Genomic DNA, 23110 nt, shown 5'->3' with positions numbered 1-23110 from the left:
CTTCTCCCAAACCAAGGTTTTTGACAAAGAGCGCCGGGTCAGGAATATCTGCGCCGTTCTGGTCTTTGGCCAGCTTCTCCGCCAGTTTGTTCAGGACCGTGGTTGCAAAGTTTGGATCGTTACCAAGGGCATCAGCCAGCTCTTTGAGCGTATCCAGCGTCTCAGGGGCGCTGCCTGCAAGCGCCGCAAGTGCTTTGGCCACAAACTCCGTCGTCGCCAGCTTCTTGCTGTTGTCGCTATTTGCAGGCGTGGGCGCTGTTGGCGTGCCGGTGAATGTCGGGCTGGCTTTCGGTGCGTACTGGGTATGCGGGTCTGCTGCCGCGATGTGATTCGCAAGGTCTGTACCGCCTTTCTCAACCTGTTGTTTCAGGTACAACGTGCGGCTGGCCAGTTGTTTACCCTGACGGTTAGAAATTCCGTCAGGCCCACCCAGAACGGGGTCAGAGACCTCAATCTGGTAGATGCCTTCTTCCCACTGCGGGGTTTCAGGTAGGTTTGCCATAATTAACTGCTCCCGTGGTTATAGCTGCCGTCGTAGTTGACGGTGTTGTTGTAGCGAATGGCGACAGACTGATACTCAAGGCTCGCCAGATGGCAGCGGGCCGGAGCAAAAGCAGCGAGCGTCTTACGTAACAGTGCCGCCTGATCGTTAGTGATGGGCTGTTGAAGGATGACGCGATATACCGCCCAGGCTTCCGCATCGCCATGAACGAATAGCCCGTTGTAAGTGTGTTTGCCGTCGTAGCCAATCTGGCCAGTGCCTTCAATCAGATCCACTTCGCCAAAGCCGAAACGGCGGATAATTTCCCTGATTGACCACGGCGTCCCTTTGTAGCGGTGCAGCTCGATAGCGGATTTGATAAGCATGCGGCGTACATCGTCCGACTCCGCCAGCTCCCAGCCATCGCCGAACAGTGAGAACTGCTCGCCCAGCCATGGCAGCGCGGAACGGTCGACAATATCGACGAGATAGACCATCAGTACGCTCAGGTCGATGTTATCCAGCCGCCCGGCCAGTCTTCCCAGCGTTCTGAGGCTGATATCACCCTCAAGCGGTGGCGGAAGTTGTAACGGCTCAGCCATCGGACACCCCGGTCATGTTAAGAGTGATCGCCGTACAGTTTGCCCATTCGTTTTCTGCCACCACCTTCAGCACCGGTGTCACCAGTTCGACCTGATAGACCCCGGCAACGGACAGCACGCTGATAATCTGGCTGGGGACAATATCGCGCCCCAGCGTGGCGGTACGGGACGCTACCCAGTTCTGTATGGCGCTGTTGGCGCTGTCCTTTATCGAGTTAGCATCCTGGTCACGATAGATAGTGATGTTGGCTTCAATGGCGTAATCCACCTGAACAGGTGTTTTAGCCCGCACGGTATCAGTGAGCGGCCTGACTTTTTCGTCCGAGCAGAAACTCTCTACCAGCGTGAGGATGCTGTCGTCCGGCAGACCGGTGCTGAGCAGCGGATACAGTTCTACTGTGCCGGGAACCGGGGAAAGCACCGCAACATCGACGATGTTGGGATGGGCCTGCATGGCATGAAAGCGGTATGCCATACGGCTTCCGGCGTTGGTGAATGACTCCGGGGCCAGTTTGATACGCTCGCGGAGCCTGTCATTGTCTTCCTGCTCTGAACCGCCAGAGCTTGCCATCAGATTGGTCACCTGCAGGTCGACGTTATCAATCTCATCGAGCAACTGACTGACCTGCGCAGGTTGCCAGCCATTGCCATCGGCTCCCGGTTCGGTACAGGTGGCCGTGGCATTGACCAGCAGCAATCCGGCCTTCAGTACCACGTCCGTATCGGTGGCAAAAATAATGCTGTCGGAAGCGCTGACGCGGGTGCCTGCCGGAATCAGCACGTCAATGGCCAGTGCCTCATCCACGGAGAACTGGAGCGTGGTGGTGGCAGGCTGCGCGGCAAGACGGTATACGCCGACCAGTTCACCGAGATAATCAATCATCGGCTCACGGGCAAAGGCGACCAGATTCTGTTTGGCCGCTTCCTGTACCGCCACCCTGACCAGCATTTCGCGGTATGCCCACAGGTCAATCAACAGGCGCTCAGCCTGAGCGGGGTACAGCGTCTTGCCGGTTGCGGCTTCGTACTGAGCAATCATTTCAGCCGTAATTTTGTCGGCATCACGTTCAATAAAATCGGGTTCTGTCAGCGCCATAGCAACTCCTGAGTCCGGGGCTGTCCGTCAGAGCCTTTCCAGCTCACCCGGAGCGTAAGATGTTCGCCGTCGACGGCGGGTTTGACCGACATAAGCTGGCAGCGAGGCTCCCAGCGCCGGATGGCATCGACAGACTCGCGCACCACATGCGGAATGGCCCGGTCGATGGGCCAGTCGATATAAAGGTGCAGGTTGCTGCCGAACTCCGGGCGATGCGGGTCGCTGCCGCGAGGAGTTCGCAGGATGATTTGAATGGCCTGCCAGATATCATCCAGCCCCCGGACGATTTCGCCGGGGGCCTGCAGGGCCGGTTGCCAGAATACTGAGGTCGTTTTCATGGGGGCAGTATTGCCCCCGGAAGGGTTAGCCGATATTAAAGGCGTTTAAGAAGGTTAGTGGGAGTGATGATTGGAGTTCTGGCCGTCAGACAGCATGTCGCCTGTGGCGTGGGCATTGCCATTGATTTCAAGGTTGCCGTTCACCGTGGTGGTGTCTGCGTTCAAATCAATGGTTTTCCCCTTCAGGCTGATACCTACCGCAACCTCGATTACTACTCGCTCGATACCACCTTTGACCGTCAGCGTATGGGTCGCGCGGTTATAGCTGAACTCTGCGCCATCCGCGTATTTCGTGCCCCGGACGTTTTTGTCGCTGAACGGCGGTTTATCGACGTCTGAGTACACCGCGCCCAGAATGACACCATCCTCGCCGTTGGCATCGAGCAGCACCTCAACCTGCTCCCCCACGTCAGGGAGCCAGTAATCCTTGTTATCCTGGGTGTTGCGCTGCAGCACGTTAAGCCAGTTAGTGCGCAGGTTATCGCACTCAGGCAGACGAACGCGGGCCTGAACCTTGTCGGCATCGACGGCGCTGACCGTACCGACCTGACGGGTGACGCCTGCCATTATTTTTTCTCCTTTGTTACCGTGGACGTGCTGCCGTCCGGTTTATAGACGGTCAGTGTCTGACTCTTGCCGGTCTTTTTACCTTTTTTCGCCTTGCCCTGCGTGACCGGCCCTCGCGCCACCTCCAGTTCGGTGATGTAGCCGCTGTTGCGGTCAAATGCATGGCGGGCAGTGGTTATCAGCCATGGCCCGGATAACTGTCCAAAACCCACCAGTTCAATTTTGTTGCCTGCTGTCAGTTGAGGTGTTCCCATCAGCGTCAGGGAGCCGTTCTGCTGGTATTCGTTATGCCTGGCCAGCGCCGAATCTGCTTTAATCCGTGCGGTGTCCGGGTCGCTGACGCGGCTGTTGACCTTCAGTGTGTCGGCACTGGTGACCTTACCACCTTTGGTTTGTTTGTCGCTTTCGCTGGTGCCGCCATCAGCTTCGTAGACGATCAGCTTTTTATCGCTGCTCTTTTGATGTTTTACCTTCGCAGATTTGTAGACGCGGTTGATGGTGTCACGCAGGGAAAAGCTGGCCACATCCTGTGGCTTCAACTGTTTTACCGGCTCCTGACCGCGCAGCGTGGCCAGATGAGAGAAAATCAGCTGGTCGCTGACCACTTTTACGGCATAACCATACTCGCTGGCCAGCCGACGCAGGAAGCTCACGTCCGTTTCTGCATACTGGGTCACCCGGTCAATTTTGATGGACTCAATACTGCCAACCAGCTTCAGCTGATGCTTTTTGGCAATCCGCCCGGCGATGGCCGCCAGCGTGGTGCTCTCGAAACCACGACTGGATTTTGTCCGCAGGGCGTTGTTGACCGACGTGGCCACGCCCCGGATAGCGACAACAGACGCGGGCGAACTCACCTCGATTTCGTCTATCGAGAACGTACCGCAGGACAGCAGCTTCTCGCCCTGATAACCCATTTTCAGCGTCAGCGTGTCGCCCTTGCCCGGATACCACTTATCCAGCCAGCGACCGTCGGTGTCGTCCAGCTCCACCTCAATGGTATCGGACTCGCTTTTGATGTTATCGCTGTAGGTCACGCGGGTGACATAGGGGGCGATATCGGTGGTGATGTTCTTCTGGAGATACCACAGAGTAAATACCGGACTCAGAACATCGCTGACGCCGGTTAACGCTGATGCGGCCTGTGTAGTGCTGTTCATCTCAGCCATGGGGCAATATCCTCTTCTGTACTGACTTCTTCAGGCTCGATAACCGGGATCAGTAACAACAACCCGGAGGGCAGCACCGGCGTAATGGCCACGTGCGGATTGGCGGCAATTATCCGGGGATAGCCCAGTGGGTCGCCGTAGTACTGCCATGCCAGAGAATCCCAGCGCTCTCCGTCACGGGTGACATGTTCAAGAAACATCACACACTCCTCGCCAGTATTTTGGCTGCCATGGAGCTTAACCCCGGCGACATCCGGGTGAACGTGGTGCTGGCGGAGTTGAGCTGCCCGGAAACAGCATCCAGCGCCGCTGCGATATTGCTGCCGTCCACGTCGCTCAGCGAAGACTGTGCCTGTTGGACATACGTGGCCGCATCACTGGTGGCTCTGGCCAGACTGATGGCATCAGGCATGGATTCAGAGAGCGCATTAAACGCAGGAACGCTCTGGCCTAACGCCCCGGATACGTTGCCCAGTCCGCTCATCAGCCCCGGCACGCGGGTCAGTGCAACGGCGGGGTTATCCTTCATTTTCTGCGCCACCCGAACGGCGCTGATGGTGGTCTGGAGAACAGACTGCGCCTGTTTGGCATAGTTGACGCCGTCGCGAACGTACTGCGCCACCCCGGAGGGCGAAGGAACGGCACCGGAGACCGCCCCGACGCCGGGTACCTGCGTGCGTATTGCAGGCGGCTGCAGCGGGTTTTTCGGGTCGCCAATGTACTCCCGGAGAGACGCGGTGGCATTGACGGCCAGCACGTTGCCGGTGCTGTCGGTCTGCTCGCTGGTCGCGGTCACGTCGGTAATCACGAACCAGCCGCGATAGTCACCGTTGCCGAAAACCAGCGCCAGCGCCTGATGGGATTTCATGGCCGTTCTCAGTCTCGCCAGCTCCACGTCGGGCACACAATAATGCTGATGGAAGACCAGGCTTATCTGGATTTCGTCCAGCTTATCGCCGACGAACTGCAGGCCGGGCTTACCCTCTATGCGGGCATGTTCGGCATAATCGACACCGAAAGTGGCCTCGAAACCGTCCCAGTAAGTAATCAGTTCAAACTCAATATCACCCAGTACCGCAAACATTATTCGTACCCCCGACGTTGTTTCTGAGCCAGCAGACGTTCCAGCATTTTCTCCAGTTCATGCAGGCTCATATTCAGTGCGCCGGTCAGTCCGGCTGGCGCTGCGGTTTCTTTGCCATTGAGGAAAAACTGAGGATTAAAGCTGACCTGAATACCGCCAGACGCTCCGCCACCAGAAGCAGCTGCGCCACGGCCTGAATATCCCGCAGCCATAATTTCCGGCGACGGGATACGGGGAACATCCGGTGTCATTTCAGTTGCCAGACGCTGCCCGGCCAGTGCAGCAAGTGGTGTGGTGCGCTGCAGGCCGATAGCGGCACCCTGCGCAATGTTGTCACCAAAACCGATAAACACACGGCTCGGCGAATGAATGCCCAGCTTTTCCTTGAACCAGCCACCAACGCTGTCGCCCATGTCTGTGACGGTGGTTTTGAGCGACTCCCATTTGTTTTTGATGCCGTTTATTAACCCGTCGATAAGATGACCACCGAAGTCGGTGAACTTCGCGGGCAGATCAACGCCGAGATATTTCAGCGCAGCCGCAAAGGCTTTGTAGAGCAGACCAACCGGCGACCAGTTAATCAGCAGCTTACCAATCCCCGCGATGCCGCCGTTAAAAGCCTCTTTAATGTCAGCCCAGCGCTGTTTAAACCAGCTGCTGACAGCCCCCCAGTTGCGGTAAATAAGATAAGCCGCCGCTGCGACGGCGGTGATGGCAAGACCAATGGGATTCATCAGCAGTGCCCGGCCAATCCAGAGAACGGCACGCCCAGCGATCATAATGCCGCGAACCAGCCCACCTGACAGCACGCCCCCCAGAGTTCTGGCACCTCTGGCGACGGCGCTGAAGCCGGTCACCAGCCAGCGGAGCTTACCGCCCTCACCGAGCGCAAGCGTCAGCCGAAGCCAGTTAGTCCGCAATAAAACGGCATTTTTCCAGACGTTAACAAAAGGGGAAATAAGGAGATTCAGCCCCAGCTTGAGACCGATAGTGGCCATCTTGAAAGCGAGTAATGCTCCTACAACCTTTATGGTGCCGCTGACGAGTTGCGGGTTTGCCGCTATCCATTTGCCGACACTGTCCATTAAAGGAATAAAAGTCTCACCCAGTTGGATCAAGGCCGGGCGTAGTGACTCACCAATGCTGATGGCTGCCTCGTTAAAACCAATCTGCGTTCTGCGCCAACGACCTTCGAGCGTATTATTTTGTTTTGCAGCATCCTTATCCAGCGTAGACATTGCTGACGGGGTATTCATTTCCTGCTTGCTGGAAAGGTATTTATCCCAGCCCTGACGCATTGACAGTAAATGGTTAACGGTCTGGATATCAGTGAAGACTTCTGCCAGACCAAATGACTCCATTAGCTTCTGCTGGCCTTCCTGATCGCCTCTTGATCCTGCTGCTTTCCATTGCTGTAAAAACGCCTTACCTTTACCGTCGATAAAACGGTTGGCAATCATCAGTGAGGCTTCGTACTGTGAAAAGCCCTGAGCGACGTAATTCTGCATTGACCCCTGGTAATCCACCCCGGCTTTAGCATATTTCTGGATGGTATCTCCGCGCCCCATCGCCGCCAGCCAGTTGGACATATTGGTGACGGCCTCTTCCGCTGAGCCGCTGCCTTTACCAACTTCCAGACTGGCGACGATCTGGGTTATGGCGTCTTTGCCGTAAATACCACGTGCAGCGAAGGCTTTGGCCATACCAGGTAACGCTTTCGCCATATCCTTCAGTTCAAACGATCCGAGCTTAGCCCCGGTTGCCGCAATCCCAAACGCCTGTTCCAGCTCTTTGGCATCGGTAATTTTCAGCGCATCGCTAAAGGCGTAGGTCATTTTTGCGAGATCAGTCATATCCGCTTTGGTGGCCGTGGCCGCTTTACCGAGCATCCCGGCAAAGGTCGCTGCCTGCTGCGGATTCATGCCATCGGCAACCAGTTGGCCCACACCGCCCAACAGAGATTCCTGGAGCTGATTGACCTGCAGGGATGCCTGACGAATGGCGGTACCGATGGCCTGTTCCTGTCTGGAATCCAGATCGCCGGTGACGCTGATATCGCGTAGCTGGGATTCAAACGAGGCATATTGTTTGACCGAGGCCATGACCGGTGCGCCCAGTGTTCTGCCGATGGCATAGGTTTCTGCGCCCTGGCCATAGAGCGCCATGCGGTTAGCTTTCAGCGCGTCACTGGTGGCCGACACCGCCGACAGACGGCGCTGCTGGCGCTCAATTTGCTCCATTGTGCGGCTTACCCGCAGCAGCTCACTGTTGAGGCGCTGCATCCGCGAAGAACCTAACTGACCATAACGTTCAGTTGCACGGGTTAAGGCGTTCTGGCGTTCCTGCAGGCGGCGCGATGTATCGCCCAGGGAATCAAGGGCGCGTCGGGTACCGCTGACGGCAGAACGGAAGCTGCTCCCGACAATGCCGCCAATAATGACGCCGACTGAAAATTCACTGGCCACGGTGGTTATCCTCTGAAAGCAGAAAAACGGAAGGAAAATGTCTGAGAGCCATGCAGAACAGCCGCGAGTAGCGGCTGTTAAGTGATGAGGAGTTACTGATTATCGCCGAACTCGCTTCTGATTTGCTCTTCAGCCTGCTCCAGCCACATCTCCAGATCGTCAGTATCGAGGGCATCAATCTCCCCCGGCTGAAATCTAAACCACCTCGCCAGCAGCCCCTGTGCCTGCATCAGCGTTTTCGTCGCTCTTGCCCAGCCCAGTGACTTGCTGAAATCGTTTCTGCAGCTCCAGATAATCAGCCAGGTCCATATTATCCAGGTCCTCCGGGAGCAGGCCGGTACTGCGGGCAATCAGTGGTTCGTCCCAGTCAGCCGGGTCTTTAGAGGTTTTTCGAACCTGCTTCAGGTCCTTAACAGTCAGACGCTTGAGTTCAATGCGCTCAATACGCGTTCCGACAGCGGTCGTGAATGGATAGGCCGGAATGAATACTTCGAGTTGTACCTGTGACATGTTCATGCTCCTGTGTAAGTTCAGGGCAGTATGTCCGGTGACGCGGGGAACGGATATTAAAGGGGATTAAGAAGAAAGGGGCCGAAGCCCCTGTGATATCAGTGAGTGCGAAAGCCTTTGCAGTTACGCAGGAAGGCGATAAGAAGTGCCTTTCCTTCGGATTTGCCGATGCCGGTGAACCAGTGGTCAGGAGGCTCCCATGCCTCAATCAGGTCAGCGAGCTTCCGTGCTTTGGAGCGGGTGCAGTCAATCGGGTCATTGGTTTTACGGGTATTAAAAAGGTTTTCCACCCCCGGAATATCGAGGATGGTAAACCAGGTGCCATTCCCCATGCCAATCGAACCACAGTTCCCGCCTTTATCTTCAATCTCAACGGTCATCGTGGTTCCCCGATGCCAGCCAGGACTTCAGCCTGTACCCCTCAAACTGCCACAGCGCTTCAGTCGCATTGTGCTGCGCTTTAGCGATGGCCACTTTCCTGCCGGTCTCTTCATCGAACAGCCCCGGATGCGCCGTAGCGCTGAATCCACTGCTGACCATAAAGCCATCCGGCATCAGTGCGACAGCAATGGTCAGCGTGGTGCCCGGAAAGTGGTGGGTCTGATAACTCAGCGACGCCACCAGGTCGTCTATCGTTTTGCGCTCAACTTTGGGTACCACCATGATCACCCTCCGATATTGATGCGGTAATCAGTCAACTGGTCAACGCCCCCGACGCGGAAGATGTTGGCCAGATAGTCCAGCTCCAGCAGTTCTTCACCATCCAGTACCTGCTTGATGTACGTGCAGGTGAAGCTGCTGGAGAACTCGGCGTTTTCGTGCTGTTTGAACGTCCCCAGCGGGTTCTTCTTGAACATGATCGTCAGGAAAGTGACCAGCGGAATTTCGTCAATCAGCCCCTGCGAACTGTAGCGCTGAACGCTGGAACGGCACTGCAGCGCCAGCGACTTATACGGGTTCGCGGCAGACAGCATCGCGTCGCGGTAAAAGCTGTTCCACTTGATCTCGCCCTCAAGCTTGTCGAAGCCTGCAGGGAGTTCCACCTTGCCCACCATCCCCAGCGCCTTATGCTCCTGCATGGTCATGGAGACGTCAGGCAGTTTGACCTCCTCGGCCCGGCCCAGCAGGTTAGCGCCATCCAGGTAGATGTTGGCATTCGTGATGCGGTTGATCTCAATCTTTGCCATCAGCTATTCCCCTTCAGGGTTAACAGGTATTCCGAGGTGATCTCGGTCTCAAACGTCAGTCGCTCCAGCGGCGGTGGCGGCGTGTATTTGTAGCTCAGTAACAGGTGACCGGCGGCCAGCTCCGTCTCCTCATTACGGGCCGGATCAAACCAGCAGCTGAAGCCCAGCAGCGCACCGTCGCCAATCAGCTTGCGACCGTAGGCGTTGACCGACTCCGTCAGCGCATCAATCAGCGCCTGGGTGATCGGCATGTCGATGTACTGCTGGCTGAAATAACGCAGGGACTCGTTGATCACATCACCGGTGCGGCGAACGTTCTCAAAGTTGCGCATATGGGTGACCGTTGGCCATGCTGCCATCCGGTTGCCCCACAGACGCAGGCCGCTGCCGTAACTGCTGAAGACCGTGGTGATGCCCTGTTCGTTGAGCAGGTTCACCTCGCTCTGCGGGTCATCAATCATTGCCGACAGCTGGCGCTCCACGCCGGTGATACCCAGAATCTCCTGGTTGGAGGACGACCACCAGTAGCCCTTGTCCAGGTCGACCCTGGCACGCAGACCTGCAGCACGCTGGCTCAGCGGCTCCAGCCGTTCGCTGTTGGTGGCCGCGTCGTACACCTTGACGTGCGGATAGCACAGACGGACGCGGTCGGAGCTGGTGTTGAAGTTAATGGTGCCTTCCGGGCCACGCCCCGCCAGAGCCTGAGCAAAAGTGGTACCAATCGGCGCGTCGATGTAGGTCACCGCGCCCAGCTTCTCAGCCATGGCGATAAGCTCAACCGAGACGCTGTTCTGGGTGCAGAAGACCGGGGCAATCAGGATTTTTGCGAAGTAGCCAAACAGGTTGAAACTGTCGTTAAGCAGCTTCATGCCGGTACGGTTGCCCGCCGCATTAACGGCACCGATGATATCAGCCGGGGTGACTTTAGTTGGATCAGCATAGTTATAGCTGGCCTTCACCGTTGCATCTGCCGCGATGCTCTTACCGAGGTTGGTAATCACCCCGGTCTGTGCATCAAGCGAGTAGTCCTGACCTTCCACATAAGGCTGGCCATCGCTGTCCGGTTTCAGTACCAGCTGCGCGACCACTGGATTAGCCAGCTGTGCCTTGCCCGTCGCCTTGTCGAACGTTACATCTTCATCCGCCACAGCGGTTTTATGCACAGCCGGATCAAGCACGTTAATGACCAGAACGGTGCCTGCCCCATGGTCGTAGATCGCATCCAGCGCCTGCGGAATGGTAAAGCCGGTGAGCTGGCTGCCAAACGCCGCGGCATCTTTCTCAGACAGGCACTGCACCAGCGTATTGACGTCCCCCATCGGGGCGGTACCAATCAGGCCAATGACGGCAGACTTCACCTTTTTTACCGGGCGGGCACCGTTTTCCACTTCAATGGTTTCGACGCCGTGCAGATAGTTAGCTGACATGGGTGTCCTCCGCTTTCACATCGCTGTCACCACCGTTCCTGCGCTTCGGCAACTGAGGCGCGGGTGTGCTGGCAGTTTTGGTTTCTTCAGATACCGGCGTCAGGTGCTTCAGCGCCACCAGTACCTTCACATAGTCATGCTCCTCCGGCAGGGAAACATTCTTCCCCGGCCAGAGCAGGATTTCGGTTCCGTCCGACAGCGTGACGCCGCTGGCCGGGCCGGAATAGCGGTATTCTTTCATCACTCGCTTTCCTCATAGTTCACTTCGGTTAACAGCGGGCCGGACGGTAAATCGCTGTCTTCGATAAAGACGCTTTCAGTGGCAAAGTCGAGGGCGTACTGCCACAGCCCCTTGACCTCACCGATAAACACCTCGCGGGTCAGCCAGATGCGACGGCGGCAGTTCGGCGGGGTGTAACCACCGAGGATGCGGCGCACCACATCAAGCACATCCACCGCGCCCTGTTTACCGTTGAGCTGCCGGAAGACCACCGTGACGCATAGCTGGATGGTCTGAGCCTGGATAACCGCGCTGGTGTCATTGGGCTTGTCGAAGCGCGACCCGGCATAACTCACCAGCAGCGCTCCTTTCGGATGGTTGAGCCGGTATTCCGCTGGTTTCTCCGGGAAATATTCCACTGCCAGCGTCGGGAGTTTCTCCTTAAGGCGGGCGACAACCGCATCAATAACGGGCAGAACATTCATCAGTATTTCTCCAGTAAGCCATCGCGCCCGCCAAAGGTGGGACGGCGTGCCCGTGCCCGGATTTCACCGGACTCAGGCACATCTTTCTGAGTGGACTGCAGCCCCAGCGTGAGCTTCCCGTCGCGGATAGCCTCCAGTTGCCGCCGTGCCTCTTTGTTGTCGTCCTTGACGGTGTCAGGCAGGTCACCTTCAGGACGGCGGACGTACAGGCGGTAACGGGTCAGCGTGATGGCAATGTCGCGCAGAACGGTCGGTACTTCCGTCAGTGGCAGGGTATAGCGCCCACGCAGGTGGGCATCTATCAGTTCACCGGCGTAGCGGATGCAACTCTCAACCACGGTAGCATTGACCGGAGGCTGCTCATCAAAGCCCACCGACTCGTTGGTCAGCTCAATGAGCGTCCTTTCCGGTACTTGTTCAAGCAAATCCGCCAGGGTGCAGTACATGTCACACCCCGCGCAGGATGCGGATAACGTCACCTTCGGCCAGAGCCTCATCCAGCGCAATCCCGGCAGAAATGCCTGCCGGGGTCTCACCGGCTGCGGGGACCTGAGGAACGGCGCATGCGTTCGCATCCGACTGAACGATCTGCCCTCTGGAGACTGCCGCACCGGCCTCGACGGCAACAATACCCAGTACATTGACCGGCGTTACATCACCGGCAGCGGCATCCACCTCTGCCACGCCGAGCGCGACGGCTCCGGCCTGACAGGGGCCATTATCGGCACCGACAAAGCGCTGTTGCGTCAGCGCCGCACTGGCCGTCACGGTGGTGGTCAGAATGACCTGTTGAGTTGTACCCATGACCGTCCCCTTATTTCACGATGTTGGTGACGAGATACCCGGCATCGCCACCGACAACGGCGACTTTGTAGATATCGGTATAACGGCAGTACTTCACTTTGCCGCCGACGCCGTCGTATTTATCCGCCACTGGCATCCCTTTACGGCGCAGGGTGTAACCGAATGACGGCTCATTTTCGTCGGCGCTGTCGGTGCCCGGCTGGGGTTTGCCGACGTAATGCAGCATCAGGTTGTCGCCCCAGATATCGGTCGGGACTTTGTCCTTGTTCTGCGCGTCTTTCATGGAGGCCATGGAGACCGGCTCGCCGATAGCGACATCTTCCAGCTGGAAAAGGTCTTTCAGAATTTCGATGGTGATACGCTTGCGCTCGTTGGCTCCAATCGCGGCCTGAATCGCCGGGTGGAACTTCAGCAGCGACATGACGCTTGCCCCCATGGTCATCAGGTTCGGACGCAGGCCGGTGGCGTTACGTACCGCTTCGATCCCGCCTTCAATGATGCCAATCGGATCACCCTGACCACCGGCCCAGCGTTCAGCTGCAGCCAGCGCCTTGACGTTAGCCGCGCGATAGACTTTTTTGTCCTGAGCCAGACGGGCCGCATACAGTTCGCGCTTCAGGTTGACGCCGCTGGTCACACGGCGAATGGCTTTGGCCTCTTCGTTGAACATTGACTCCGCCTGCTCGCGATAGTCCACCGGCGCGGCCAGATCGTGTTCGTTGAGAACAAGGTCCAGCGTGCCGGTTTTCTCGCGTACCAGAACGTTGCTGTCAGCCCCTACGGCACGCTCGGTGTCGTACTCCACAAAGGCGGATTTACCGAAAGTCGGGACGGTCACACCTTCCTTATCGGTCTGGACAATGGGGAAGATGCGCTCGCCGATGAACGCGGCATTTTTATAACCGCGAGCGATGCTGGTCAGCACCGGGTCAACGACGCGCTTACCCTTTAAATAGTCAGACATGTTCTCTCCTTAATTACAGGCAGCGGGAGACAGCAGCGTCGTAGCTGATGCCTTCTTTTTTCGACAGTTCCAGCGCTTTCTGATGCAGCGCCAGACGTTCCGGGTCGGCTTCAGCAAACTCCGCTGACGTCGTTTTGATATCCGTGCTCACGCGGTCTTTGGTCGCATGCTCACTGAAATTCAGTACCGGATCAGTGCTGTCCAGCAGCGTCTTAAACGCCGTGGCCAGCGGGGTGCGGGTATCGCCTTCGGCAAACTCAACCGGCTTGTCACCTGCAGAGACCGCGTCAAGAATGGCCACGACAACCGACTTCGCTTTGGGGGCCAGTCGGCCATCGCCAACCAGCTTCTCGGCAAAGGAGACGTTGTCCGCGTGCAGCTTGTCCTGCCTGGTCTTTGCTTCCTGTTTCGCCAGCTGGGTGGCTTCCGCTTTCAGACGCGTGTTTTCCGCCTGAAGCGCTTTGATTTCTTCTTCAGTCATGGTGCTGTTCTCTTGTTGAGGGTTGGGATTGTGTTCACTGAAGTCCGGTTCAGACTTCCCGGTGTCGCGGTAAGCCTCTTCGCGCAGGGAGTCAACCTGCCATGAAGGAAGCACCTTGTCGGTCTCGTCCAGCCCGAACTGGGCGATCAGAAAATCGCGCAGACGGCCCCATAAAGAGGCATTGGTGATATCACTCCAGTCGGCAAACTCCACGACGCCTTCTTCTTTCTCACCAAACGAGACCTGCTTCAGCCCCTTAATGGAAGGTGGCTGCGCGCCCAGAAAACCGACATGACGCAGGTAAAGTGTGCCGGGCTTCGGGTTGTTCGGTGAGTCAGGGAGATAGAACGAGGCGGAGACCTTCTTGAATCGTCCGTTGCCCACCAGTTCGGCAAACTGCGGGTCGAGCTGGTCAGGCTCTGCCAGCAGATCGCCGCCGTTAAGCGACAGGGATTTCACCCAGCCCCACGCCGGGTCTTCCGTTTTGGGGTGGCCAATAACGAGTGGTGCTTCATGGACGGACGGGTCATAGGCTTTCACGCAGGCGGCAAGATCGCTTTGCGTGAACGGCAGTTTCGTGCCGTGCATATCGGTATGAGTACCGGCTTTAAAAATGTGAATGGCTGGCATTTTGCTGTCCCGCGTTACGTTGTCGGGGACAGTCTGTGGAAAAAGCATCAGCAGCGCTTTTAATCTGCTTTAGAAAAAATCGGGGGTATCAGTACGGGGAATGTCATGCTGCAGGCGAATAGTGGTGCAAAGCGGGGGCTGTAAAGCCTTTATAAAGGTAATACAGCCCCTCAGCGGCTGGCAATGATAAATCACCCGCCTGCAGAGACAAAACTCAGCGACGGGCCGCTGCTTCAAGATGGCGGACAATCGTATCGAGGATGGGGACAACCACTTCAGGCTGCAGCTCACCGTCCCCTGTCAGCGGCAGGAACGGACGGGCCGGAAGTTCAACGGACTCATTACGCCCCGTTTTACCACCGAACTGATGAATCGGCCCATAAACGACATTAGTGCCAACCGCTGCCTGCCGGTCGTCATGGTCGGTTGATACTGACCCCATCAGACGCCCGGTATCCTGCAGTGTTTGCCCGTCGCGCTCCTGCGCTGCCAGCGAGGGAGTCCACCCCGGACGCCCCTCATCGAGAAAGTTAAACTGCGTCTCCGTCAGCAGGGTTCCGGCGATTTTGCGCATCGCGGGTTCTAGGTCTGTGGCAGCCAGGTCCAGCGCACGGAGGCTCCGGCGCAGGGATTCATCGTTAATGGTGATATTGACCAGGTTATCGGAAGCCATCGTTATCCTCTCAGTTCCTGCTGTGCCAGCGGTTGAAGCGTACCCTGATAGCGGGCAAGGTCGGGACGGTATGCTGCCCCCGGCGCGTAAGACCAGCCGACGTCGGTGGCCACCTTCGTGGTGCCGGTATTGAAGGTGGCGACATTCTGCATCTCGCCTGTTTTCTCTGAGACCAGCTTCAGCTCCCATCCCATGGCTGAGCCAGAATCTGACACCTTCAGGCCACGGGCACGCACATCGGCTGCACTCAGGGCAATGACACCACAGCGGCAGCGCCAGCCGTTCGGTGGGTAGAACGCCTGCCAGAACGGGTCGTCATAGCGCAGCACCAGACCATGCAGCGCCAGATGACTCTTGCGGGTATGGCTGTCGTTGATGCCGGTATACATCCAGTACGGCCTGTCGTCGACGTTCTCCATCTGCTCCGCCCAGCGACCGGCGCTGTAGAGCACAGACATGTTGGTGCGAAAGATGGTGTCGAGCCGCCACGGGCTGCCCTGCTGGATGGTGACTGGCTCGCCCGTTACCGGGTCGGTAGTGTCACGTGGCCCCCACCATCCCTTACGCTGCAGCTCCGGCTCCAGCTGCTGGCGGAACCAGCGGTCAGTCTTGCCCTCATCCAGTGCCTGCTGCAGGGCGCTCCTGATATCTTCCAGAATATCCAGCCGGGTCACTTTGGCGACGGTAAAGGCGCGGGCATGGGCATCCTGCCACATTTCCTCCCAGTCCCACGTGAAGCTATACCCTTTGGACTTCAGGTAGCTGACAGCCCGTTTTGGGGGCAGCGTCATGCAGTACGCCAGTTCAGCCGTTGTCACGCTCATGCAGACGCCCCCAGACAGTTGCAACAAACATGATACGGGCCAGCCGTTCCTGCAGGTCATCCGCATTCATCTGCGGGTACAGTTCAGCCAACGCCCCCAGCAGCTCAGACGGTTTAACGCCGTTTTTCACCTGGTTAAAGAGCGGCTCCAGCACTGGCGCAAGTACGCCGTCTAAGGTGCCACCGTTCATCAGAATATCCAGCGCATCATCGAGGTCCTGCTGGGCCTGAATATCAGCATCTATGGCCTCGGCGAACGACAGCGGCAGCGTGTTCTTCTGGCGCTCTGACGGTGGTGTCTCGTCAATATCGCCGTCCTGCAGCTGGTACTCACGCTTGAAGTATTGCGGGGTGAAGACCACACCGGCGCGGCTGAGTTTCTCGTCACGGGTCGCCTGGGTATCGTCGACCGTTCCCTGTTCCCACATCTTCCAGACGGGGCTGGCCACATCGCCAAAGTTCATCGATACCGCCATCCTGATGGCCTGATTCACCGCGCTTTCCACGATATCAGCGTCAGCGTCACGGATATCATCGGTGACCTCCAGTCCGGCCTGCGCGGAGGCGCGGTTACTGTTGGCCTCGGTGGTCTGGTTCTGCCCCAGCAGAGCGATGGAGATTTCACTGCGGGCAAGCGTGATCAGGTTCTGATAAATATCGCTGCTGTCGGCCTTGCCTGCGGCCTCCTTAATTTCAATGGAGGAATCGTCAGGGATAGCGGCCACCGCGTCTTCCACCATTGCCTCCATGGAGTCCAGCAGCAGGTCAATCTCACCCTGGGCCGTCCCGCGCGGATGCTTGCCGATAACCCACGGTGAGCCGTACTTCTCGGCAAAGCGCACCCAGAATTTCATGCCGCCTTTTTTGAATGTCACGGGCCAGAAGCACATCGACAGGTCAGGGAAGCCATACGGGTTGTCGTAGGTCGCGTCCTGACGCGGTACCACGAACTTGTTCAGCGGTACCGGCTCGCCTTCCAGCCCGGCGTCTTTTGCCCGAAAGCGCAGCAGGTTGTCATTGTCGAACTGGAACCACTCTGGCGGCTTACCCACGATATCGGTGATGCCCCAGGATTTAACAGAACGCCCCCACATGATCTCGCAGGGCTGATACCCGTAGAGAACGGCGTCGGTCATCTCGCCGATGATGCGGGACAAATCCAGATCGTCGAGCATATCCCGGATGAAGCTGAATACCCGCGCCGGGGCATGACCGCGCTCAAGACCACGCTCCAGCGACTTGACCGCCGCCTTACGCCTGCGGATGCAGCCACCAACCAGCGGGTCGGTACGCAGTTCACGATAGATGCGGATATCCCGGCCCTGAGATTTCAGAATGGGGTCAGGGTTAGGCAGGTACATTCCCAGCCCGAAGAAGTCGATGGAGCGGCTGCGCGAGGCGATCTGCTCCGTCAGCGTTTTATTGGGTTCGGCAAAAGAGACAAACTCATTGGGTGAAACCCAGAGTCCACGGGCCATCAGTAATCCTCCAGCATACGGGCCGCCTGACGACGACGGCGTGAGCTTGCCTTCACCGGCCCTTTGTTAATTTCACGGCTGGCGAAGTACGCCAGCGCCAGCGCGATGGCTGAATCCCCGTGACGTTTGCCACTGTCAGACTTCGCTTTTGAGCGCTGTTCCGGCACGCGGGGAACGCCGTTGACCACCTGAACGGCCCGCAGGTCGTCCAGCGTGTCTTCGTCCTTCGGTAAATCCACCAGGTTGCCATCTTCCAGCGCAGCCTTGACCGGCGGCATATGCTCGCGATACCAGTTTTCGGTAGGCATCACCTGCTTAACCCGGCTGGAGCCGTAGCGCTGCATTGCATATTCGGCGAGATAGGAGCCGTTACCACGGGCATCTAGCGCCGCGCCCATCAGGTTTGGCAGTCCGTCCATCAGGTACCAGGCGATTTGCTCCTGCTGTTTGAACGGCACGTTGCGCAGCTCCAGCACGAACGGTACGCGACGTACCAGGTTCTTCTCCTGCAACAGGGGATAGTCCACCGACAGGTCACCGCTGCGGCCAAAGTCGCGCCCCAGGAAAGAACGTGCGTCAGCAGGCAGAACTTCCAGCAATGGTTTGAGGTGTTCGTCCAGCCAGTCCTGCGTCTCGCTCCAGCGGACCTCGTCGGGCTTCAGCTCGTAGCCCTCCGGGCAGGTCAGGCGCAGCACCGGCGTATCGGGTGACATGCGGGACTCAATCAGGGCACGGGACAGCCAGGCGCCGCCTCCGTTGGCCGGAACGCAGTCAAGCTCCTCGGATGCACCGGCACCGTAGAATTTGTACACCGATGCCATCCACGCCTGCTCGGACGCTTGCGACCATTCTTTCCCGGTACGCAGGCAGACGCGGTGGAACAGTCCCTCCGACACAGCCTCCTGGAAAGTAATGCGGTGTACGCTGCCCCCCTGACGCCCGGCCCGGATATCACCGATAAGCGTATTGAACGGGTTATCGTCACCGTCATGGGTGGAGATAACCCGCACCTTGCCACCCCAGATAAGCATCGCCAGCGCCGCCTTCAGCAGTTCATCCAGTTGCTCATGGAACGCCGCTTCATCGATAACGATGATGCCCTGACGGCCACGCAGGTTAGACGGTCGACTGGAGAGCGCGACAACGCGGAAACCGGAGTCGGGAAACTTGATGGTGTAGGTCTTGATGTGCTTGTCGTCTTCGTCCTCTTCCCAGAAACCCTCTTCGATTTCACTGGCGGCATAGTTGAATGCCCGCGCCCACATCGCACACGCCTGGATATATTCGACGGTCATGTCCTGGTTATAAGCGATGTAATACACGTTCATCCCGCCCGCAGGCGCTGAAGAGGCTGCGGTCAGCACGTCATCGGACGCCTCAGCCCAGGTGATACCGGTACGACGGCTCTTCTCAATCACCTTGAGCGGCGACGTATCAGCCACCCAGCGCTGCTGGTAAGGCATCAGAACGGCGGGGATATCCAGCGCCGAGGTATCAGGCAAAACGGGAGCAAGCTGGCTCATGTGGCAATCCCCAGAATTTCACGACGCAGCGCCTGTACCGCATCGGTTGACAGTCCACCCTTACGGGCAATTTTCTCGGCGTTGCTGGCCGCCTGCTGCGCTCTGGCCCGGACTTCAGACTGGAACTTCTTGAGGTTGACGGACGCGCGGGACAGCGTGGCCACGTTCTTCGCTACCTTCGACAGCAGCGCCACTCGCTCTTTGGGGTCGACTTCGCCTTCTTCCGCTTCCTGCAGCTGGACGATGCTCTCGAACAACTCGGTCTGAATCAGGGCGATCACCGCTTCCGAACGTGCATCCTGATCGTCAGCCGCACCTTCGGTCAGCATGCGGGCCGCTTCAGTGGCCGCACGGATAGCTCCATAGCGGCGCTCAATCTTCTGGCCATAGCGATGGATAGCCGATTTGCTGATGACGTAACCCTGCTCACGGAGCAGGGACTCCAGCTCGTTATACCCGCTGAAGCCGGATTCAGTCAGCGCCCGCTCAAGCCAGCGACGCACGTCTTCCGGCAGCTTTTCTATCGTGCTGCGTCTGGCCATCATTCACTCCAGTACTTTTCCGGGCGGGCGATGCCGGGGCCGCATTCCACAGTGTACTCAACCAGATCGACACCAAGGCGGGTCAGGTCGGCAAACCAGTCGCCGGAAGGTTTTTTCTCCAGATCAACCATCTTGCGGTCAGCCAGATAATCCAGCTCACGGCGCAGCTCCAGCGGTGTGGTGTCCGGGTAGATGGCGCGGGACACGTCCAGCAGCAGCGTCTCGCTGGCGGTGTACGGGCGGGTTTTGTTCAGAGCAACCAGCAGACTCCAGCGCAGGGACTCCCGGCGCACGCGGGCGATATCAACCATTACGACCTCCTGTATGGCGGTACTGCTGTACCAGTTCGAGTTTGTTGTAGAGCGCGTCCAGCTTTGCCTCGATGACCGTCTGGCCCCGGATATAATCCTCGCGGCGGACGTAGTTCAGCGGTAAATCCGCCTTAAACCGCATAAATTCTTTTTCCAGCTCACCCCAGTTAGAGGCGGACTGTTGCAGCGACTGCTCAAGGGAGGCGAACCGCGCTGCCTGACGCTCTTCCGCCTTACTGAACAGCCACTTTGCTATCCCGCCGACAAAGCCCATAAAGCTGATGAGGAAGCCCACCACTGTCCAGAATTCAACCTGCAACGTCATTTCTGTAATCCTTCCCGTTCGTCCAGCAGACTGTTTATCTGGCTGCGCCAGCTGCGGCACTGCTTCGCGTTGTCGATGATGTTGGCGAGGACGTCACGCTGGGAGACGCCTGAGTCGCGTAGCCAGGCGTCAGCGGTTTCAGGTTGGCTGGACGCTGCGCCAGTGCCGGTGCCAGCGGTGGCAGTTGCATCTGAATGACCGGTGCCGACGGATGCGTTGTCATATCCGAGCGCGGCGTTGTACTGGCGCACGAAACCGCGAGTAAACACGCACTCAATGGGATGGCTCTTACCTTTTTCATCAATCCAGCGCTGTGTGACATCGTTAATTTGCCCCTGTAGTTGTTTGTTCTGGCTCTCAAGCTGAGCAATCTGCTCAAGGTAACTGGCCTCGGCCTGATGCCCTGCGGCAACCTGCTCCTGATACCGTTTTGCCCAGGCCCGCAGCGCAGCGTTCTCAAGCGTTGCCTGCTCCGTTTTGTATGTGTCGAATGCTGACTGCAACTCACTGACCGCTTTATGGCCGTCGCGCGTAGCGTTTTCATGACCGCTTTTGTAGCCCAGGTAATAAAGTCCAATCAGAAAAGCATTTATGACCACTGCCAGCAGCAGACTGCGCCACGGCAGATTTTTTAGCAGGCTAGTCCACACAGCTGCCGCCCCCCCATGTCAGGTAACGGGGGGCCAGCTCCCGCAGGATACGCTGCGGATAGTGGCGGTTCTCGCGCCAGTTGGCGGCGCTACGTCCGGCATTCACCGTGGCGACATGGCCAAACCAGCGGGTGCTGTCCAGCCCCTGCTGAGAGGCCAGCCGTTTGTCCCGCTGTACCCAGCCCAGACCGCCGTTATAGCCGGACAGCGTCATGGCCATACGTTCGCAGCCGTTGGCGGCGCTGACGCGCTGCCACAGCCAGCGGTCATAGCTGACCAGCGCCCGGATGGCCCATGCCGGATTAAACGGCTCACGGCTGTTCAGCCCCGGCATCAGCTGACTTATCCAGTCAGCGGTGGCGGGCATAAACTGCGCCAGCCCCTGAGCGCCAACCGGCGAGACCGCATCAGGTCGCCAGCCGCTTTCCTGATGCAGCTGCGCGGCGAAATCGGCCACCGGCGCAGACAGTCCCCATTCAAGCCGGGCATTACGGATCACATCGTCGCGATACTGCAGAGCGGCCTGTGGCGGCTGGGCTGCGCGGGCCTGACTGAAGAAACCGCCACACCAGAGCAGCCAGGCAATCACCAGGTTGCCAGCAAGCTGCCACCAGAAGCTGTATTTATCGTTGCGTGGCTCGCCATGCTTGATGGCAGTTACGCCCAGACCAAAGGCGAGCAGGATGATGAGAGTGATTTGAGGCCAGTTCATGGTTACAGTCCCGTCGCTACGGCCAGGCAGACCGCTGCAACAATCAGAGCACGGCGGATTAGCGCAGCGGAAAAGACCAAGTGAAGGCCAGTCTGGACGGGGAAGCGACCATCAGCCATCAGCCTGTCATCATGCTTCAGGTACTGACCGGGACGGGCTTTGGGGAATAGCGAACGATCAAGCCAGTAGCCCAGCACAGCTGCCAGCGTGATGAGTGACAGCTTGTAGACAACCACCGGCAGCTGCTGAGGCGATACCAGACCGATGGTGCCGAGCAACAGCACAGCGGTCAGCAGCCAGCCGCTGAGACGGGGCTTTTTAACAGGGGGAATCAATTTTTTCAGGTTTTTCATGGGTGTCTCCTTGTTGTGTGGGAGACAGCATCACAAATGTCGGGGGAAAGGGATTTTAAACAGCGTTAATAGTGATGCGATGGGGCAAAACGCATGATTACTTTGAAAGAACGAGAAGGCTGATGCACCAATACCTGACTGGCCAACAACCACAGATATTTCTTTGAAGGGGAAACGTATGACTTCGGCAACTGCTAAATCCAGCTCACTTTGTCTGATGGGGATTACCTGCGATGAGTATGAAACTGCGGCAAAAATTTACACCCTCAGCGTCAATGCTGACAATCTTGCAGAGGCAATAAGAGAGATGCAGGCCGCGCTTGAGCAGGTGGAGAAAACGCCACGAATGCTCCCTGAAAATAAGCTGAAAGGAATACTCATTGGACAAATAAGACTGACTATCAGCGCCAATCCAAAAAGCAGATCGGCTTGCTAACTATCTGGCCGTCATATTGCTTATTCCGTTACCCGCCTGCCTGTTGATGCCGGAAGTGGGATCAGTATCTCCCAGAATGGATCTTCACCATTTGCATGTGTAAGACTTTCACCTGACCAGTACAGATGCGCCCGACGATATATATCCAGAATCGGACCATCACTGTTAAGCAGTCTCATATCACCACGGTGAACAGGGTTCTGATTCCTTACTTCATATATCGGCGCTGTCCGTATTCCATCATCACCACGTTCGTTGGCCAGCAATTCCCTGAATTGTTTAACCTCACTGATTTCCTGACAGGCAAACAGCGACTGATATCGGGACGGTTTATCAGGAAAGTCGCTGCGCCGTACAAGTTCAAGGATGAGACCAATCAGTAAGGCGTTATCCCTTTGATGGTCTTCATCGAAAAGCGCAGGATTATAGAGATAGTTATGGCCGTGCTTCGACAACCCATCGGGATGTATTTGATTAAGAAATTCAGCCAACTCTGGCTGTTTGGGGGTGTGGTGACGCAGCGTTATCTCATGAAATGGAAACAGGCTATTTGCAGAATCGAGCGTGTAATATTTTTCCAACGGAAGGTACATCCTTTTCAAATCAGCTAAATAACGTGCTCTTATGCCACCATCCAGTAAACCGCATTAATAGCCGCCGAACATCCCAAAACCGCATCCTGGCAGTGAAAGAACGACCAGCCCGGTGCTCGAACACCGGACTGGTCATCAACCCACAGGTATGCACTGTGAGCCGACCAGGGTTCAGTCAGTC

General features: G+C 57.5%; 32 protein-coding genes and 1 pseudogene. 1 reads left to right on the top strand and 32 read right to left on the bottom strand.

Translation table 11 applies throughout. The features are described from left to right. The 31 genes and pseudogenes from OGY18_RS02815 to OGY18_RS02665 all read right to left on the bottom strand — a co-directional run. Positions 1-502: pseudogene (locus tag OGY18_RS02815) on the bottom strand (phage tail protein); the annotation flags it as partial. Positions 503-504: 2 nt separating this feature from the next. Further along, a complete protein-coding gene (locus OGY18_RS02810) occupies positions 505-1083 on the bottom strand; it encodes a phage tail protein I (RefSeq protein ID WP_128299315.1) in 579 nt (192 codons plus the stop codon). Further along, positions 1076-2179 carry a baseplate assembly protein gene (locus tag OGY18_RS02805; protein WP_286551647.1) on the bottom strand — a complete coding sequence of 368 codons (1104 nt, stop codon included), beginning with the start codon at positions 2177-2179 and terminating at the stop codon, positions 1076-1078. Before OGY18_RS02805 ends, OGY18_RS02810 begins: the two co-directional genes overlap by 8 nt. Next, complete coding sequence (locus OGY18_RS02800) at positions 2170-2517, bottom strand: GPW/gp25 family protein (RefSeq protein WP_000859115.1); 348 nt, start codon at positions 2515-2517, stop codon at positions 2170-2172. Before OGY18_RS02800 ends, OGY18_RS02805 begins: the two co-directional genes overlap by 10 nt. Positions 2518-2571: 54 nt before the next feature. Continuing rightward, positions 2572-3084: a phage baseplate assembly protein V gene (locus OGY18_RS02795; RefSeq protein ID WP_128299317.1), complete on the bottom strand. Its 513-nt coding sequence runs from the start codon at positions 3082-3084 to the stop codon at positions 2572-2574. Continuing rightward, entirely contained in the window at positions 3084-4253 is a 1170-nt protein-coding gene (locus tag OGY18_RS02790; RefSeq protein WP_128299318.1) for a phage late control D family protein, read from the bottom strand. Before OGY18_RS02790 ends, OGY18_RS02795 begins: the two co-directional genes overlap by 1 nt. Beyond that, positions 4241-4453, bottom strand: coding sequence for a tail protein X (locus OGY18_RS02785; protein ID WP_174330514.1), 213 nt, complete (start codon positions 4451-4453; stop codon positions 4241-4243). The genes OGY18_RS02790 and OGY18_RS02785 overlap by 13 nt, the downstream gene beginning before the upstream one ends. Continuing rightward, the gene (locus OGY18_RS02780; RefSeq protein ID WP_128299320.1) at positions 4453-5337 is read right to left on the bottom strand and encodes a phage tail protein; all 885 of its coding nucleotides are present in this window, start codon (positions 5335-5337) and stop codon (positions 4453-4455) included. The genes OGY18_RS02785 and OGY18_RS02780 overlap by 1 nt, the downstream gene beginning before the upstream one ends. Next, complete coding sequence (locus OGY18_RS02775; protein ID WP_128299321.1) at positions 5337-7802, bottom strand: phage tail tape measure protein; 2466 nt, start codon at positions 7800-7802, stop codon at positions 5337-5339. The genes OGY18_RS02780 and OGY18_RS02775 overlap by 1 nt, the downstream gene beginning before the upstream one ends. Before the next feature lie 92 nt (positions 7803-7894). Continuing rightward, on the bottom strand, positions 7895-8032 hold the full coding sequence (locus OGY18_RS02770; protein WP_094948383.1) for a GpE family phage tail protein: 138 nt from the start codon (positions 8030-8032) through the stop codon (positions 7895-7897). Further along, positions 7998-8312: a phage tail assembly protein gene (locus OGY18_RS02765; RefSeq protein ID WP_286551640.1), complete on the bottom strand. Its 315-nt coding sequence runs from the start codon at positions 8310-8312 to the stop codon at positions 7998-8000. Before OGY18_RS02765 ends, OGY18_RS02770 begins: the two co-directional genes overlap by 35 nt. Before the next feature lie 98 nt (positions 8313-8410). After that, entirely contained in the window at positions 8411-8692 is a 282-nt protein-coding gene (locus OGY18_RS02760) for a hypothetical protein (protein ID WP_032438844.1), read from the bottom strand. After that, a complete protein-coding gene (locus OGY18_RS02755) occupies positions 8682-8975 on the bottom strand; it encodes a Gp49 family protein (RefSeq protein ID WP_055311823.1) in 294 nt (97 codons plus the stop codon). The genes OGY18_RS02760 and OGY18_RS02755 overlap by 11 nt, the downstream gene beginning before the upstream one ends. A 2-nt stretch (positions 8976-8977) precedes the next feature. After that, on the bottom strand, positions 8978-9502 hold the full coding sequence (locus OGY18_RS02750; RefSeq protein WP_162837902.1) for a phage major tail tube protein: 525 nt from the start codon (positions 9500-9502) through the stop codon (positions 8978-8980). Next, complete coding sequence (locus OGY18_RS02745) at positions 9499-10926, bottom strand: phage tail sheath subtilisin-like domain-containing protein (protein WP_286551637.1); 1428 nt, start codon at positions 10924-10926, stop codon at positions 9499-9501. Before OGY18_RS02745 ends, OGY18_RS02750 begins: the two co-directional genes overlap by 4 nt. After that, positions 10916-11167, bottom strand: coding sequence for a hypothetical protein (locus tag OGY18_RS02740; protein ID WP_174330529.1), 252 nt, complete (start codon positions 11165-11167; stop codon positions 10916-10918). The genes OGY18_RS02745 and OGY18_RS02740 overlap by 11 nt, the downstream gene beginning before the upstream one ends. After that, on the bottom strand, positions 11167-11631 hold the full coding sequence (locus OGY18_RS02735) for a Gp37 family protein (protein ID WP_029464128.1): 465 nt from the start codon (positions 11629-11631) through the stop codon (positions 11167-11169). The genes OGY18_RS02740 and OGY18_RS02735 overlap by 1 nt, the downstream gene beginning before the upstream one ends. Next, positions 11631-12077 (bottom strand): gp436 family protein, encoded by a 447-nt coding sequence (locus OGY18_RS02730; protein ID WP_006122443.1) that lies wholly within the window; start codon positions 12075-12077, stop codon positions 11631-11633. Before OGY18_RS02730 ends, OGY18_RS02735 begins: the two co-directional genes overlap by 1 nt. Position 12078: 1 nt before the next feature. Then, complete coding sequence (locus tag OGY18_RS02725; protein WP_029464127.1) at positions 12079-12435, bottom strand: DUF2190 family protein; 357 nt, start codon at positions 12433-12435, stop codon at positions 12079-12081. A 10-nt stretch (positions 12436-12445) separates the two neighbouring features. Beyond that, the gene (locus OGY18_RS02720; protein ID WP_039271492.1) at positions 12446-13399 is read right to left on the bottom strand and encodes a hypothetical protein; all 954 of its coding nucleotides are present in this window, start codon (positions 13397-13399) and stop codon (positions 12446-12448) included. Positions 13400-13412: 13 nt separating this feature from the next. Next, entirely contained in the window at positions 13413-14510 is a 1098-nt protein-coding gene (locus tag OGY18_RS02715; RefSeq protein ID WP_128299324.1) for a peptidase, read from the bottom strand. A gap of 214 nt (positions 14511-14724) precedes the next feature. Beyond that, positions 14725-15183, bottom strand: a complete 459-nt coding sequence (locus tag OGY18_RS02710) for a phage virion morphogenesis protein (protein ID WP_128299325.1) — start codon at positions 15181-15183, stop codon at positions 14725-14727. A 2-nt stretch (positions 15184-15185) separates the two neighbouring features. Then, the gene (locus tag OGY18_RS02705) at positions 15186-16007 is read right to left on the bottom strand and encodes a phage head morphogenesis protein (protein ID WP_032637445.1); all 822 of its coding nucleotides are present in this window, start codon (positions 16005-16007) and stop codon (positions 15186-15188) included. Further along, positions 15988-17484 (bottom strand): DUF935 domain-containing protein, encoded by a 1497-nt coding sequence (locus OGY18_RS02700; protein WP_128299326.1) that lies wholly within the window; start codon positions 17482-17484, stop codon positions 15988-15990. The genes OGY18_RS02705 and OGY18_RS02700 overlap by 20 nt, the downstream gene beginning before the upstream one ends. Beyond that, on the bottom strand, positions 17484-19007 hold the full coding sequence (locus tag OGY18_RS02695) for a hypothetical protein (RefSeq protein WP_128299327.1): 1524 nt from the start codon (positions 19005-19007) through the stop codon (positions 17484-17486). The genes OGY18_RS02700 and OGY18_RS02695 overlap by 1 nt, the downstream gene beginning before the upstream one ends. Further along, positions 19004-19549: a DUF3486 family protein gene (locus OGY18_RS02690; protein WP_011410682.1), complete on the bottom strand. Its 546-nt coding sequence runs from the start codon at positions 19547-19549 to the stop codon at positions 19004-19006. The genes OGY18_RS02695 and OGY18_RS02690 overlap by 4 nt, the downstream gene beginning before the upstream one ends. Next, positions 19549-19860, bottom strand: coding sequence for a hypothetical protein (locus OGY18_RS02685; protein WP_006122433.1), 312 nt, complete (start codon positions 19858-19860; stop codon positions 19549-19551). The genes OGY18_RS02690 and OGY18_RS02685 overlap by 1 nt, the downstream gene beginning before the upstream one ends. Continuing rightward, entirely contained in the window at positions 19853-20185 is a 333-nt protein-coding gene (locus tag OGY18_RS02680; RefSeq protein WP_112001622.1) for a hypothetical protein, read from the bottom strand. Before OGY18_RS02680 ends, OGY18_RS02685 begins: the two co-directional genes overlap by 8 nt. Further along, entirely contained in the window at positions 20182-20835 is a 654-nt protein-coding gene (locus tag OGY18_RS02675; RefSeq protein WP_128299328.1) for an MreC domain-containing protein, read from the bottom strand. Before OGY18_RS02675 ends, OGY18_RS02680 begins: the two co-directional genes overlap by 4 nt. Beyond that, entirely contained in the window at positions 20825-21547 is a 723-nt protein-coding gene (locus OGY18_RS02670; RefSeq protein ID WP_128299329.1) for a transglycosylase SLT domain-containing protein, read from the bottom strand. The genes OGY18_RS02675 and OGY18_RS02670 overlap by 11 nt, the downstream gene beginning before the upstream one ends. A gap of 2 nt (positions 21548-21549) precedes the next feature. Further along, the gene (locus OGY18_RS02665; RefSeq protein ID WP_032438834.1) at positions 21550-21900 is read right to left on the bottom strand and encodes a putative holin; all 351 of its coding nucleotides are present in this window, start codon (positions 21898-21900) and stop codon (positions 21550-21552) included. A gap of 178 nt (positions 21901-22078) precedes the next feature. On the opposite strand from OGY18_RS02665, the gene OGY18_RS02660 reads away from it, so the two are divergent. After that, on the top strand, positions 22079-22336 hold the full coding sequence (locus OGY18_RS02660) for a hypothetical protein (protein WP_063862481.1): 258 nt from the start codon (positions 22079-22081) through the stop codon (positions 22334-22336). A gap of 20 nt (positions 22337-22356) precedes the next feature. Here the strand turns inward: OGY18_RS02660 and OGY18_RS02655 are convergent, their stop codons facing one another. Beyond that, the gene (locus OGY18_RS02655; protein ID WP_128299330.1) at positions 22357-22917 is read right to left on the bottom strand and encodes a DUF2441 domain-containing protein; all 561 of its coding nucleotides are present in this window, start codon (positions 22915-22917) and stop codon (positions 22357-22359) included. Between the last annotated feature and the right edge of the window lie 193 nt (positions 22918-23110).

The sequence above is a fragment of the Citrobacter sp. Cpo142 genome (assembly GCF_030332425.1).
Lineage (GTDB): Bacteria > Pseudomonadota > Gammaproteobacteria > Enterobacterales > Enterobacteriaceae > Citrobacter > Citrobacter portucalensis.
The sequence above is the reverse complement of the archived record's forward strand: the minus strand, read 5'-3'. Positions and strand labels throughout refer to the sequence as shown.